Annotated in this window: 12 protein-coding genes; 3 read left to right on the top strand and 9 right to left on the bottom strand. The window is 67.4% G+C overall.

What is annotated here, in order from left to right:
* Positions 1 to 93: 93 nt before the first annotated feature.
* Together HV793_RS01760 and HV793_RS01755 are read left to right on the top strand one after the other, a co-directional pair.
* The gene (locus HV793_RS01760; protein ID WP_175212549.1) at positions 94 to 1,143 is read left to right on the top strand and encodes a hypothetical protein; all 1,050 of its coding nucleotides are present in this window, start codon (positions 94 to 96) and stop codon (positions 1,141 to 1,143) included.
* A gap of 198 nt (positions 1,144 to 1,341) precedes the next feature.
* Complete coding sequence (locus HV793_RS01755) at positions 1,342 to 2,562, top strand: hypothetical protein (protein WP_175212548.1); 1,221 nt, start codon at positions 1,342 to 1,344, stop codon at positions 2,560 to 2,562.
* A 12-nt stretch (positions 2,563 to 2,574) separates the two neighbouring features.
* On the opposite strand, the gene HV793_RS01750 is transcribed toward HV793_RS01755, so the two are convergent.
* The 3 genes from HV793_RS01750 to HV793_RS01740 all read right to left on the bottom strand — a co-directional run bounded on the left by HV793_RS01750 (position 2,575) and on the right by HV793_RS01740 (position 5,526).
* Positions 2,575 to 3,792 (bottom strand): hypothetical protein, encoded by a 1,218-nt coding sequence (locus HV793_RS01750; protein ID WP_175212547.1) that lies wholly within the window; start codon positions 3,790 to 3,792, stop codon positions 2,575 to 2,577.
* A 52-nt stretch (positions 3,793 to 3,844) separates the two neighbouring features.
* Positions 3,845 to 4,804 carry an LLM class oxidoreductase gene (locus tag HV793_RS01745; protein ID WP_217481769.1) on the bottom strand — a complete coding sequence of 320 codons (960 nt, stop codon included), beginning with the start codon at positions 4,802 to 4,804 and terminating at the stop codon, positions 3,845 to 3,847.
* Between the two features lie 98 nt (positions 4,805 to 4,902).
* Positions 4,903 to 5,526: a glutathione S-transferase family protein gene (locus HV793_RS01740; protein WP_175212545.1), complete on the bottom strand. Its 624-nt coding sequence runs from the start codon at positions 5,524 to 5,526 to the stop codon at positions 4,903 to 4,905.
* A gap of 119 nt (positions 5,527 to 5,645) precedes the next feature.
* Between HV793_RS01740 and HV793_RS01735 the strand changes: the two genes are divergently transcribed.
* Entirely contained in the window at positions 5,646 to 6,521 is an 876-nt protein-coding gene (locus HV793_RS01735; RefSeq protein WP_054451830.1) for a LysR substrate-binding domain-containing protein, read from the top strand.
* 31 nt (positions 6,522 to 6,552) lie between these two features.
* On the opposite strand, the gene HV793_RS01730 is transcribed toward HV793_RS01735, so the two are convergent.
* The 6 genes from HV793_RS01730 to HV793_RS01705 are packed head-to-tail and all read right to left on the bottom strand — an operon-like array spanning position 6,553 to position 13,485.
* Positions 6,553 to 7,938 carry an amidase gene (locus HV793_RS01730; RefSeq protein WP_175212544.1) on the bottom strand — a complete coding sequence of 462 codons (1,386 nt, stop codon included), beginning with the start codon at positions 7,936 to 7,938 and terminating at the stop codon, positions 6,553 to 6,555.
* Positions 7,935 to 8,942, bottom strand: a complete 1,008-nt coding sequence (locus HV793_RS01725; RefSeq protein WP_175160281.1) for an ABC transporter ATP-binding protein — start codon at positions 8,940 to 8,942, stop codon at positions 7,935 to 7,937. The genes HV793_RS01730 and HV793_RS01725 overlap by 4 nt, the downstream gene beginning before the upstream one ends.
* Positions 8,939 to 10,009, bottom strand: coding sequence for an ABC transporter ATP-binding protein (locus HV793_RS01720; RefSeq protein ID WP_054451825.1), 1,071 nt, complete (start codon positions 10,007 to 10,009; stop codon positions 8,939 to 8,941). Before HV793_RS01720 ends, HV793_RS01725 begins: the two co-directional genes overlap by 4 nt.
* A gap of 9 nt (positions 10,010 to 10,018) precedes the next feature.
* Positions 10,019 to 10,912, bottom strand: coding sequence for an ABC transporter permease (locus HV793_RS01715; RefSeq protein WP_054451823.1), 894 nt, complete (start codon positions 10,910 to 10,912; stop codon positions 10,019 to 10,021).
* 19 nt (positions 10,913 to 10,931) lie between these two features.
* The gene (locus HV793_RS01710; RefSeq protein WP_054451821.1) at positions 10,932 to 11,867 is read right to left on the bottom strand and encodes an ABC transporter permease; all 936 of its coding nucleotides are present in this window, start codon (positions 11,865 to 11,867) and stop codon (positions 10,932 to 10,934) included.
* A 34-nt stretch (positions 11,868 to 11,901) separates the two neighbouring features.
* Positions 11,902 to 13,485 (bottom strand): ABC transporter substrate-binding protein, encoded by a 1,584-nt coding sequence (locus HV793_RS01705; protein WP_175212543.1) that lies wholly within the window; start codon positions 13,483 to 13,485, stop codon positions 11,902 to 11,904.
* Between the last annotated feature and the right edge of the window lie 31 nt (positions 13,486 to 13,516).

Here is a 13,516-nt window from a genome sequence, read left to right as displayed (position 1 = left end):
TGTTTCAGCCGCTATGCAAGGATTGCGATCTGGCCCCGAGCCAGTAGTATGCGCGCTCAACCGACCGATCCCGCTCATACCAAGGACTGATCCATGACCCTGACGCGTCCGCGACTTGCCCTGTCCGCCCTGGCGCTCGCGCTGGCCCTGTCCGGCTGCGCGCCTCATCCGTTCCTGAGCGCCGAAGGCACCAGGAACGATCCGCGCTATGCCCAGCTGCTGGACCTGATCGACGCGGCGCTGAAGGACGATATGGCCGTGGTGCTGGTGGCCGACATCATGCCGCATCGTTCGCTGAGCGACGCGTTGGAAATGACCAAATGGACCTCGCGCGTCATCTGGATGTACGAAAAGGATCCGCGCATAACTTTCAGCCGCGGCTTTCAGACCAACTCGCTGCAACGGGACAAGAAGACGACCTATCTGTTCCAGGCCTTCGAGGTGCATATCCTGCCGCCGGGCAAATATCTGCTGACCGGTGGCGACGACTACAAGCTGAATGCCTTGCTTGACCAGGTCGGCGCTGCGAGCGGCAAGGAGGGTTCGGGCCGCGGCGCCAACGGCACCGCCTATCTGTCGCCCGAGCTCTATCGCGAGTTCTACCGGGAAACCAACTGGCGCGACGCTACCTATGGCACCGAGACCAAGACGCGCACGGTCTGCACCGCCGTGCACGCGGCTTCGGGCGCCTGCGTGAGCTGGGGCGAGCAGCAATACAGCGAGACCACGCAGCTCGGTGCGGCCGGCTATCGCGAAGAGACCGATTCCCGCGATATCCCCGCGATCAAGGTGCAGGCCCGCATCCCGCCGCAGCAGGCGCTGGCAAGTTTCACGCTCAAGAGCGGCCAACTGGTGCTGAGCCAGCGCATGCACCTGAAGACGCCGAGCTACAAGTACCGGCAGTCCGCCTGCCGCGCGGTCGATCCGAAGATGATCGAATGCCCGCTCGAAGATCTGACCGTCTACACGCGTCCAGCGCCCATGGAGTTCACGCAGAAGTACATCGAGCGGCTTGAGAACGTAAGCGCGGAACACCGTCAGCTTCTGGCCAAGATGACACCGATGCAGATCACGCCCTTGGGCAAGCAGGGCATGGAAGACCCGATCTGGGGTGTGCCGCTGTCGCTGCGCAAGGGCAAGTAGGCGACGAGCCTCGGGGGGCGCTGGAAGGGCCGCCCGTCATCGTAGAGAACAGGGCGGGCGCTGGCGGATTGACAGGCAAAATCCGCTTCCCGATCCAGAGCGGAACTGGAATTAGCGTTATCCTGCCGCCAGACTAGATCGTCGGCTGCCATGCCTACCGGGATGGCGCCGATGCCGCGACCGGCGAGGACTGCGCACTTGAAGCAAATCCGGCACTACCTGTTTGGCATCATCGTCTCCTTCCTGCTGGCGGGACTGCTGGCGTTCCTGGGCATCGTGTTCGTCTCCAGCCCCAATCTGGGCTGGGGCGCGCAGGCGCTGTTGAGCTATGGCGTGTTGTTCGGCGGGCCTCTGGCCCTGGTGCTGGCGCTGTGCTGGATCATCTACATGGTGCGCGATAAAGGCCAGGTGCCGGGGCGCGTCCACGCGTTGATGTTCCTGCCTACGGTGTTGGCACTCGCCATCGTGCCCGTCAGCGACTCCATCGAGCAGGGCAGGTGGGACCGTTTCCAGGCGTCGCACCCAGCGATCGAGGAAGCGCACGTCAATCTGAGCGGGCGCACGATCTGGACGGACAGGCGCGGCGGGAGCGTGTCGTCGGGCTCGTCGCCGTACCTGGAGCCCGGGTCGGTGGCGCAATACATGTTTTCGCGCTTTCGCCGCTATCCGAACCAGGGGGCCGCGGCCAGCGAGAATTTCCCCTACGACGGCGCGCGCCTGAAGGACGGCGTGGATCGCTACGTGTACTCCAGCCAGGACGGAACGCCAGGCCCGTCCGTGCCGCTGAAACGCCTGCCGTATCCGGATATGGGCAAGCTGCCCTCGGCGTCCGCGCAGGGCGAAGCGGAACTGGTGGTTTATCACTATTACCACTATGCCGATCACGTCGAGGTGGCGCCGGGCATCGCGCGCTTCGCTGGCACCACCGACGACCGGATGGAGGCGGCCGGGATGCCCGGGGTGGCGATTTTCAGCCTGCAGAACCTGACGCCGCAGACCATCGCCCGGGTGGAGATCAACGGCCAGGCCTATGACATGGGCTCGCAGGCGGCGCGCAGCGTGCTGCGGCAGCCTTGCGATCCGGTGCGTGGCGGTAGCCCGGTCCTGCTCGATCTGGAGCAGCCCTTGCGGGTGCGTTGGCAGACGCTGGAAGAACCCGGGACCTGGCGCGAGGCGACGGTGAACGTCCCGGCCTTCAGCGCGGCGAGCGGCAAGGACCCAGGCAAGGGCCTGCAGCGCGTGCGGCTGTACTTCCTGCCGGATGAGACGGTGGCTGCCGAACGCTACAGGGAGATCCGCGCGCGCGGCGAACTCTCCGTCCGCGCTACCGGCCTGCCCGCCGCCGCGCAAGCCTATACGGGCTGCGGCGGCGCGTATTCCGGCTACAACCCGCAGACGGTGAAGCTGCTGGGCAACTGAGGCCTGCGCGCGCTACACGTCTTCGATGCGCTGCGAGGGCGCAAGGGGCGTACCGAGGTCCAGCATGGCGTAGATCCGCTGCGTGAAACGCTGCCGCCGCGTGGGCCGGCCCATGCGCCAGCGCGTGTCCAGCCATAGCAGGGGCAGGGCGAAGCCCAGCCACACGATGAAGAAGAGCGCCAGCAGGAAGACGGCCAGTTCGGGAAAGTCCCGGAACGAACCGTCGTCCGGTCCGGCGAAAAACTGCAGGCCGACCACGAACAGCCAGGCCGTCAGCATCAACGCGCCTATCAGCTTGAGCAGGCGCGCGCGCTGGCTCATGCCCACGCGGATAGGCGTGTCCCTGCCTAGCTCGCCGCCGTAGTAGCGGTGGCACATATAGCAGCGGCCATCTTCCAGATTGCGCAGCGCATAGACGGCGCGCCGGCCATCCTGGTGGACGGAGGCCGTGCGCACTGCCAATTCGACGCGGTCGCCCTCGGCCAGGAAGGGCAGCGCGTCGCCGAACGCTTCCTGGGCGATCATCGCGTAGTCCACGCCGTTGACCGTGTAGCGGTAGATGCCATAGTTCGGCCCTTTGTGAACCTGGCGCATCTCATGCGTGAGGCCGGTAAGGCGGCCCCGCACGTACCCGATGGGCGGTTCGCCCTCGTCCTGCGTCGATAGCGGCTCCAGGCGTGGCGGCTCGGGCGGCGGGGCAGGTATGCCGGCAACCGGCTTTTGCTCGGGATCGAAAAGCGCTTCGGTGGCCAGGATCAGCGGGCGGTGGCGGCGGTTGTGCCAGAGGCCGTGCATGGCCGAACCCGCCACCACCAGCGCCACCAGGGCGACGACCAGCGAGAAGACCATCAGGAACACGCGTGTGAGGCTGGCGATGCCGAGCAGCCAAGCCAGCCACACGAACGCCGCGCAGACCGCGCCGCCGATGACGACCTCGCGCCAGCCGCGCCGTTTCAGGGTTTGGTAGTAGCGCGGCGGGATGGGATCGCCACGCGCCGGAACTGCCCAGGAGAAGACGGCCGGCCCTTCTTCGCCGTCCATCACACCCAGGCGCGCCGGCATGCCCTGCTGATGCAGGCGCTGCAATTGATTGATCTGCGGCGCTTCCAGCCCGGCGGCGATCACGCTTTCTGTTCCTACGCGCAGGAACGCATCGTGCCGCACGAGCGGCACCGCGAGGCGGATCTGGTCGATGGTTCCTTCGAGTATGCGGGCGGAGGGCTGCGCCATGACGGGGTTGGAGGATGAAAACCGTCAAGGATAGCGTAGCCGCCTGCGTGAGCTACCAAGCGTCCGGCAAAGTCCCAGGCCCTTCATGCGTGGGGAAATGCGGCAGCACTTCCTCCGCCAGTTCCTGCAGCACGTCCGCCGCGGGCCGTTGCGAGAACTGGATGCCCAGCGCGGCGTGATTGACGCCGGCCTCCTGCCATTCCTCCAGCAACGCGATCAAGCCTTTCCTGCCCGTGCGCAGCACGAAGCCGTTATGCAAGGGCGTGCGGGGATGGTCGGGGTCTTCGGCCAGGTCCAGCCATTCATTGGTCATGTGCGGCCGGAAGCCGCCGTCGGGAATCTGGGCGCGCCAGGCACGGATCTTGGCCCCCAGGCGCTTGGGTCCTGTCGATGTATCGGTGGCGTCGGGATAGGTCAGCCAGCCATCGGCGTGTTCGGCGACCCACGGCAGCGACTGCCCCGACGAACCGGTGACGATGAGTGGAATGACGCCCGCGGCGGGCTTGGGCAGGAATTCCGCGTTGCTGAAGCGCCCCAGCGGCGAATCGATCTCCAGGCGTCCTGGGCGCATCAACTGACGGAAGTACGAAACCGCCTCGGCGAAACGCGCAGCGCGTTCGTCGTGATTCAGCCCATAGGCAGGAAACTCGACCGGACGGTCTCCCGACGCAATCCCCAGCACCAGCCGGCCGCCCGACAATTGGTCGATGGTTGTCGCCGCCTTGGCCAGATCGATGGGGGGGCGCAGGGAAAAGGTCGCGCTGCCCGTGGCCAGTGCAATCTTCTTCGTTTGCGCCGCCAGAAAGGCCAGGTAGGTGAACGGATCGAAGACCTGGCCGGCATCGCCGAACGAAGGGGAGTACAAGGGTACGTCGCGCACCCAGACGGCGGCAAACTCCTGCCGGTCGATCTGCCGCACAAGTTCGGCCTGCCCCGCAAGGACCGCCATGCTGCCTTCATAGAAGCGCAGCGGCAGGAAGATGCCCAGCGTCAGGCGGTCGGGCGCGAACATCCGCCGATAGCCGGGGTGCGCGGAAAAAGCGAAGTACGACGCTCCCGTCGTGCCATGGAGAGAGAGGGTGGTGTCCATTCCGACTGTCCTTGTTTCCTTCAAGCGCCCGTTGCCGGCGCGGGCAGGGTGATGCCTTTGGCGACCGCGGGCCGCGCTGCCACGCGTTCGTGCCATGCGCTCAGGTGCCGGTGATGGCTGAAATCGAAATCGATGATCCGTGCGATGTGGCTCCAGCCGAAATGCGCGATATCGGCGATGGAGTAGGCGTCGCCGGCAAGGTAGGGCTGATCGGCCAGCCTGCGGTCCAGCACCGCGAGCGCATCCTCGGTCAGGCGCTGGTAGCGTTCGAGCGCGGCGGGGTTGCGCGCCTTGTCGAACACCTCGAAGTTCACGCGTTGCCCGATGATGGGACCGACGCTGCTGGAATGGAATTGCAGCCACTTGATCGCTTCCCAGCGGCCTTGGATGTCCGTGGGCAGCAGCCTCCCGATCTTTTCCGCGAGATACAGCAGTATGGCCGCCGATTCGAACAGCGCCACGCCGGTTTCATCATCGGTCAGTACCGGAATGCGGCCGTGCGGATTCAGGGCCAGAAAATCCGGCTGGCGGTGCTCGCCCTGCGCGATGCGCACATGGTGCAGGCGGTAGGGCAGTTCCAGTTCTTCCAGCGCGATGGTGGCCTTGTAGCCATTGGGAGAACTATCGGTGTATAGATTCAGCATGGGCTTGCTCATTTAAGATTAGCTAAATATTCAGGATCCGCGGCGGCATTGAAATTTTCTTTGTTGAGCGGGATCCGGTACAGCGATCATTTCTCACTTTTAAATTTAGGAAATCTAAAATGACGGCAACGCTTCCCCTGCAGGCGCTGCGCACTTTTGTCGAGGTAAGCCAGCGCGGCAGCATCACCGCGGCGGCGCAGGCCTTGCATGTCACGCCGGGCGCCGTCAGCCAGCAGATCCGGCTGCTGGAGGACCGGCTCGGCATCGCCCTGCTGGTGCGCGAACGCCACGGCATGCGCATGACGGAGGCGGGCGCCGAGGCGTATCCGATGCTTAGCGCGGCGTTCGCGCAGATCGACAAGGCAGTGGACATGCTGGCCGCGAAGCAGGCGCGGCAAAGCCTGACCGTCAGCACCGTGGCGACGTTCGCGGCGTCTTGGCTGGTTCCACGCCTGGGGCGGTTCAAGGAACGGCATCCGCACATCGAAATCCGGGTAGAGGCGACGCCTGCCCTGGTCGATCTGCGGCGCGACCACGTCGATGTCGCCCTGCGCCACGGGCTGGGCGACTATCCGGGACTGGATGTGGTGCCGCTGATGGCGCCGGTGCTCGTGCCGGTGGCCGCGCCAGGCTTCGCAGCGGCGCTGGCCGAACCGGCGGACTGCCTGGATTACCCGCTGCTGCACGATGCGGACCGCGCCGATTGGCCGCTGTGGCTAAGCGCGCATGGCGTGGCCCAGGATGCCCGGGCGCAGCGCGGCAATGCGTTCGATGACGATTTCCTGCTGATCCGGGCGGCGGAAGCGGGCCAGGGACTTGCGCTGGTGCCCGCCGCGCACGCGCAGGAAGAGATCGCGGCCGGACGCCTGGTGCAGGCGCTGGACAAGCCCTGGCCCGCGAGGTTCGCCTACTACGCCGTCAGCAGGCCCGGCGCGGTCCAGCGTCCGGAAGTCCGCGCCTTCATCGACTGGATCGTCGAGGAGGCCAGGGCGTGACCGCTACGGCTGCTTACGCGGCAAGGAGTTTTCAAGCCTGGAAGCGCCGCGCAGCCTGAAACAGCTGGCGCTCGCTGCCCGCGCGACCCAGCAGTTCCAGGCCGACGGGTATTCCGCTGGGCGTGAAGCCGATGGGCACGCTCAAGGCCGGCAGCCCCGTCACCGCCGCGAGCAGCCCATTGCCGCCGCGCTGGGCCTGGCCCAGCAGTGCCGGCGCGCCACGCACGCTGGGATAGGCCAGCAGGTCCAGCTGGCCTTGGTCCATGGCAGTCAACAATTCGTCGCGCAGCACCTGGGCGCGGGCCAGCACCGCGAGGCGCGCGCTGCCGTCGGGATCGCGCAGCGCATCGCGCTCGCGCAGCAGCGGCGCGACTTCCGGGTGGGGATAGCCGCCGTCCAGGATGTCGGTCAGGCTGCGCACGGGCAGACCCGCATCGCGCAGGCACAGGGCCAGCGCGTCGCGGAATTCATGGCCGGTGACGTTGGCGGCGGTCAGGCGCGCGTCTTCCAGCGCCAGCGCGACTGGCTGGATCTGTGCGCCCTCGGCTTGCCAACCGGCGAGCGCCGCGCGGACGTGGCGCGACACCTCCAGTTCCGCGCCGGCTGGGCCGAAGAATGCTTCCAGCGTGCCGATGCGCCAGGCCCGGTCCGCGCCGCGCGCGTCTTCGCCTTGTCCCGCCATCACCGACCACAGGGCTGAGATATCAGCAAGGCTGCGGGCCATCGGGCCGACCGTGTCGAGCGTCGGCGACAGCGGCACCACGCCGGCGTTGCTGTAGCGTCCGGCCGTGGGCCGCAGGCCCCAGACCTGGTTGAAGGCCGCGGGGATGCGGATCGAGCCGCTGGTGTCGGTGCCTATCGCGGCCGCCGCGAAGCTGGACGCCACCGCGACGGCGCTACCGCCGCTGGATCCGCCGGGAACGCGGGCGGCGTCGTAGGCGTTGCGCGTGCGGCCGGATAGTGAAGAAACGTTGGTGATGCCGCAGGCCAGTTCGTGCATCGTGGTCTTGCCCAGCACCACGGCGCCGGCTTCGCGCAGCCGGCGCACGACGTCGGCGTCGCGCTGCGGGCGGCGGCCGGCCAGCGCGAGCGAGCCAGCGGTGGCGGGCATGCCCACGGTATCGATGTTGTCCTTGAGCAGAAGGGGAATGCCGTGCAGCGGCCCCAGCGCCGCCCCGCGCTGTCTTTCCCTGTCCCGATCGGCGGCCTCGGCCAGCGCCTGGCTGTTCAGCGCGATGACCGCGTTGAGCGCTGGCCCGGCCTGGTCGTGCGCGGCGATGCGCGCCAGGTAGGCGCGCACCAGGTCCATGGCGCTGAGCGCGCCCGCTGCCATGGCCGACCGCAGCTCGGCGATGCCGCGGCCAAAGACCGGGTCGCTGCCCGGCAGAGGACCCGCCAGCAGGCGCGGCGCGCTCATCGGAAGTGGCACGCCACCCAGTGCTGCCCGGCGTCCGAGCCGTCTGGCCGCTGGGTCAGGACCGGCTGCTTCTCCTTGCACACTGGCTGCGCCAGCGGGCAGCGCGTGTGGAAGCGGCAGCCGCTGGGAGGATTCGCCGGGCTGGGCGGATCGCCCTGCAGCAGCTTGCGCTGCGCGGGCTTGTGCGGATCGGGAACCGGGACGGCCGACAGCAGGATTTCCGTGTACGGGTGCAGCGGGCGCGAGAACAGCGTGTCGCGGTCGGCGACCTCGACGATGCGGCCCAGGTACATCACCGCCACGCGATGGCTGATGTGGCGCACCACCGCCAGGTCATGCGCGACGAACAGGTAGGCGATGCCCATCTCTTCCTGCAGGTCCATCAGCAGGTTGATTACCTGCGCCTGCACCGACACGTCCAGCGCGGACACCGGTTCGTCGCACACGATCAGCTTGGGCCGCAGGGCCAGCGCCCGCGCGATGCCCAGGCGCTGCCGCTGGCCGCCGGAGAACTCGTGCGGGAACTTCTTCATCGCCTCCGGACGCAGGCCGACCTTGGAGAACAGCCAGGCGATCTCATCGGCGCGTGACCGGCCGCCCGAGGCCGGGAAGTTCTGCAGCGGTTCGCCGACGATGTCGCCTGCCGTCAGCCGTGGATTCAGCGACGCGTACGGATCCTGGAAGATGATCTGCATGTCGCGCCGGCGGCTGCGCATCTGCTCGGCCGACAGCGCCAGGATTTCCTCGCCTTCCAGCCGCACGGATCCCGAGGTCGGCTGGATCAGGCGCAGCACGGACTTGCCGGTGGTGGTCTTGCCGCAGCCGGATTCGCCCACCAGCGCCAGGGTCTCGCCGCGGGCGACAGAGAAGGAAACGCCGTCCACGGCCTGGATGACCTTGCGGCGCGGCTTGAACCAGCCGCCCGCGCCGGGATAGTGCATCTTCAGGTCGCGCACTTCCAGCAAGGGCGTGGCCGGGGCGGCGGGCTGGTTGCGGGCGCTCATGCTTGGACTCCAGTCAGGGCGGCGCCGGGGGGCGTCGAAGCGGCCGCCTGCGGGGCCGGTTGCGCGGCGACGCGCGCCGCTTCGTGGCAGGCGACCACGTGGTCGCTGCCATGTTCCAGCAATTGCGGCGCTTCGGCCCGGCAGCGGTCGGTGGCGTAGGCGCAGCGCGGCGCGAAGCTGCAGCCTTTGCCCAGCTCGCTGGGCGCGGGCACCATGCCGGGGATCTCGGCCAGGCGTTGCGTCGACGCGTTCATCGACGGCATCGACGCCATCAGCGCCCGCGTGTACGGATGCAGGGGGCGGTCGAACAGTTCGGTGACGGGAGCTTCTTCCACCTTGCGGCCTGCGTACATCACGGCCACGCGGTCGCAGCATTCGGCCACCACGCCCAGGTCGTGGGTGATCAGCACGATGCCCATGCCCAAGCTCTGCTGCAGGCTGCGCAGCAGGTCCACGATCTGCGCCTGGATGGTCACGTCCAGCGCCGTGGTCGGTTCGTCGGCGATCAGCACTTCGGGATTACAGGCCAGGGCCAGCGCAATCATCACGCGCTGCCGCATGCCGCCGGAAAGCTGGTAGGGGTACTCGTGCACGCGCCGCTCGGGTTCCGCGATCTGCACCAGGCGCAGCATTTCCTCGGCGCGGCGGTAGGCCTCGCGGCGGCCGAGCTTTTGATGCAGCATCACCGTTTCCGCGATCTGCCGGCCCACTGTCAGCACGGGGTTCAGCGAGGTCATCGGTTCCTGGAAGATCATCGAGATCCGGTTGCCGCGGATCTGGCGCATCTGCTTTTCGGTCAGGCCCAGCAGGTCGGTGCCGCGGTAGCGGATCTGGCCGCCGGCATAGCGCCCGGGCGGCGTCGGGATCAGCCGCAGGATGGACAGCGCAGTGACGCTCTTGCCGCAGCCGGACTCGCCGACCACGCCCAGCGTGCGGCCTGCCCGCACCTGGTAGGACACGCCGTCCACCGAGCGCACGGTGCCGGACACGGTATCGAAGTAGGTGCGCAGGTTGTCGACTTCGAGCAGCACATCGCCAGGGGCGACGGCGGCGGGAGAGATTGCCATGGCGTGCTCCTAGCGTTGGTTGGTCAGGCGGGGGTCGAGCGCGTCGCGCAGGCCGTCGCCCATCAGGTTGATCGCCAGCACGGTGACGGCCAGCAGGATGCCCGGATACAGGATGGTGTAGAACGCCACCGCCACGTAGTTGCGGGCGTCGGCCATCATGTTGCCCCAGCTGGGCACCTGGGCCGGCACGCCTACGCCCAGGAACGACAGCACCGCTTCGGTCAGCACCGCGGTGGCGGCAATGAACGTGGCCTGCACCACCAGCGGCGTGACCATGTTGGGCAGCACGTGGCGCCGCAGGATCACCGGCAGGCGCGTGCCCACGGCGTGGGCAGCCTCGACGTAAAGCTGTTCGCGCAGCGTCAGCGCCAGCGAACGCACCAGGCGCACCACGCGCGGTACCTGCGGAATGGCGATCGCGATGATCACCGTGGTCAGGCTGGCGCGGATCACCGCCATCAGGGCGATGGCCAGCAGGATGTCGGGAATGGCCATCATGCCGTCCATGATGCGCATGATGATCGCGTCGGCCCAGCGCACGAAGCCCGCCATCAGGCCCAGCACCACGCCGACCGCGGTCGCGATCAGCGCCACCACGATGGCCACCACGAGCGACACGCGGCCGCCCCACACCACGCGGCTGAACACGTCGCGGCCCAGCGCGTCGGTGCCGAAGTAATGTTCGGCCGACGGCGGCTTCATGCGTTGCAGCGGATTGATGCTGATAGGGTTGTGCGTAGCGATCCAGGGCGCGGCGATGGCCAGGCCCGCCACGATCAACAGCAGCGCCAGGCCCAGGATCAGGGTGGGGTGCTTGCGTATCCAGCGCCAGCGGCGGCCGCTGGCGCTGAGCGCCTCGTGCAGCACCACGGGCGGGCTGGTGGAAATCGAGCTTTCTGACATGATTCTTTCCTGCGGCGGCTCAGTAACGGATGCGAGGATCGAACAGCCGGTAGCTGAGGTCGATCAGCAGATTGATCAGCACGTAGGTGCCGGCCGATAGCAGCAGCACGCTCTGGATCACCGGATAGTCATGGTGCTGGACCGCGTCGATGACCAGCCGGCCGATGCCGGGAATGGCGAACACAGTCTCGGTCACGACCACGCCGCCGATCAGCAGCGCGATGCCCACGCCCACCGTGGTGGCAATCGGGATGGCGGCATTGCGCAGCGCGTGCTCCAGCACGGGCAGCACCGCCAGGCCTTTGGCGCGCGCCGTGCGGATGTAGTCCTCGTGCAGCACTTCCACCACGGTTGCGCGGGTCATGCGGGTGATCAGCGCGATGTATACCAGCGCCAGGTTGATACAGGGCAGGGTCAGGTTGCGCAGCCACGGGCCCACGCCCTCGGACAGGCTGACATAGCCCTGCACCGGCAGCCATTGCAGCTTGATGGCGAAGCCGTAGATCAGCAGGTAGCCGACCAGGAACACCGGCACCGAGAACGCCAGCACGGCGAACAGCATCACCAGGCGGTCGATCCAGGTGCCGGCGCGGTAGGCGGCCAGCACGCCCAGCGGCACGGCCACGATGATGGAGACCAGCATCGTGAGCGCGGCAATGGACAACGTGGGTTCCACCCGCTGCGCCAGCAGCTGCGTCACGGGCACGTGGGTGAAGATGGACGTGCCCAGGTCGCCTTGCAGCAGCTTGCCCGCCCACAGCCCGAACTGCCGCCAGAGCGGCTCGTCCAGGCCCAGCGCCACGCGCAGCTTGGCGATGTCGTCGGCGGAGGCGAAATCCCCGGCGATGAGCGCCGCCGGGTCTCCCGGCGACAGGTGGATCAGCAGGAAGACGATCACCGCCACCACTGCCATGACAGGCACGATGGCAAGCACTCGCCGGATGATGTAACCCATGGTTGTCTCGCGTATCGATTAGGCTGGCTGCGGATTACTTGTCCAGCACCCACAGGTTCGGCAGGCTCCAGATCTTTTCCGCATTCTTCAGGCTGTTGTGCGAGGCGAATGCCCGCGAATACTGGCCCACCGAGATTGCGGGGAAGGCTTCATAGGCGCGCTCCTGGAACTGGTCCAGCACGCGCTTGCGCTCGTCCGAGCTGGTGGCCGCGATCCACTGGGCGCGCAGTTCGTCCAGCTTCTTGTCGCAGGGCCAGCCCGGCAGGCTGTTGCCGCACACCGCGCCCAGGTAGGTGTTGCTGATGGGCGAGTCGACGTTGAACTCGGAAGCGGCCGACAGGAAGATGTTCCAGCCGCCCTTGTCGATGGGTTCCTTGCGGGCCCGGCGGGCGGTCAGCGTGGCCCAGTCCATGGACTGGATGTCGAGGTTGACGCCGATGTCCTGCAGCGCCTGGATGGCGACCAGCGTGGCGGAGTTCAGGTAGGCCAGGTCGGTGGGAAGCAGGATCGCGACCTTCTCGCCCTTGTATCCGGCTTCGGCCAGCAGCTTCTTGGCCAGGGCGGGATCGGGCTTGGCGTAGGGCGCCGCGCCGGCGGTGGTGTCGTTGGGGCCGCCGCAGATGAAGACCGTGGCGCAGTACTTCATGCGCAGGTCGTCCGGGTAGCCCATGGCGGCGGTGAACTTGTCCTGGTCCACCAGGTGGGCCACGGCCTGGCGCGCCTTCTCGTTGTTGAACGGCGGCATGGACTGGTTCAGGATGATGTAGCCCTGGGCGCGCTCCATCACGCCGATCTTGACGTTCTTGTTGCCGCGCAAGGCGTCGATGTAGTCCGCCGGCGCCTGTTCGATCATGTCGACTTCGCCGTTGGTCAGCGCGGCCGTGGCGCTGTTGGAATCGGGCAGCACGCGCCATTCCACGCGCGGGATGTGCGGGGTCTTGTTGCCGGCCAGGCCGTCGGCCTGGGCCTTGGGGCCGACGTAGTTCGGATTCTGCTCGAACACGATCTTGCTGCCGGGCACCCATTCGGCGCGCTTGAAGAGGTAAGGGCCGGAACCTACGACCTCGGTCAGCGGGCGGTCGGCCGGCTGCGAGGCCAGGCGCTGGGGCAGGATGAACGCGGGATAGCTGGACACCTTCGCGAGGCCTTCGAGCACCAGGTCAAACGGCTGGTCCAGCGTCAGCTTGAAGGTGTTGGCGTCCACGGCTTCCCACTTGCCGCCGGCGCGCGTGATGGCCTGGCCGATGTTGTCGCGCGCGGACCAGCGCTGCAGCGACGCGATCACGTCGGCGGTGGTCAGCGCCTGGCCGTCGCTGAACTTCAGGCCAGGCAGCAGCGTGAAGGTCCAGGTCTTCTTGTCGTCGCTGGCCGAATACTTTTCCACCATCTGCGGCTGCGGCTTGCTGTGCGAGTCCATCGCGAACAGCGTGTCGTACACCATGTAGCCGAAGTTGCGCGTGATGTAGGCGGTGGTGAAGGTCGGATCCAGCACCTTCAGGTCGGCGTGCGGCACGATGCGCAGGGTCTTGGCCTGCTGCGCGTGCGCCGGCGCGGCGCCAAGGGTGAAGGCCAGGCCGAGGGTGGCCGTCGAGAACAGGCAAAGCAGGCGTTTTTTCATCGCGCTAGGCTCCCATCTTGTTGGTGGAGGC

It is taken from the genome of Achromobacter aegrifaciens, from assembly GCF_902859965.1.
GTDB classification, from domain to species: Bacteria; Pseudomonadota; Gammaproteobacteria; order Burkholderiales; family Burkholderiaceae_B; genus Achromobacter; species Achromobacter aegrifaciens.
The sequence above is the reverse complement of the archived record's forward strand: the minus strand, read 5'-3'. Positions and strand labels throughout refer to the sequence as shown.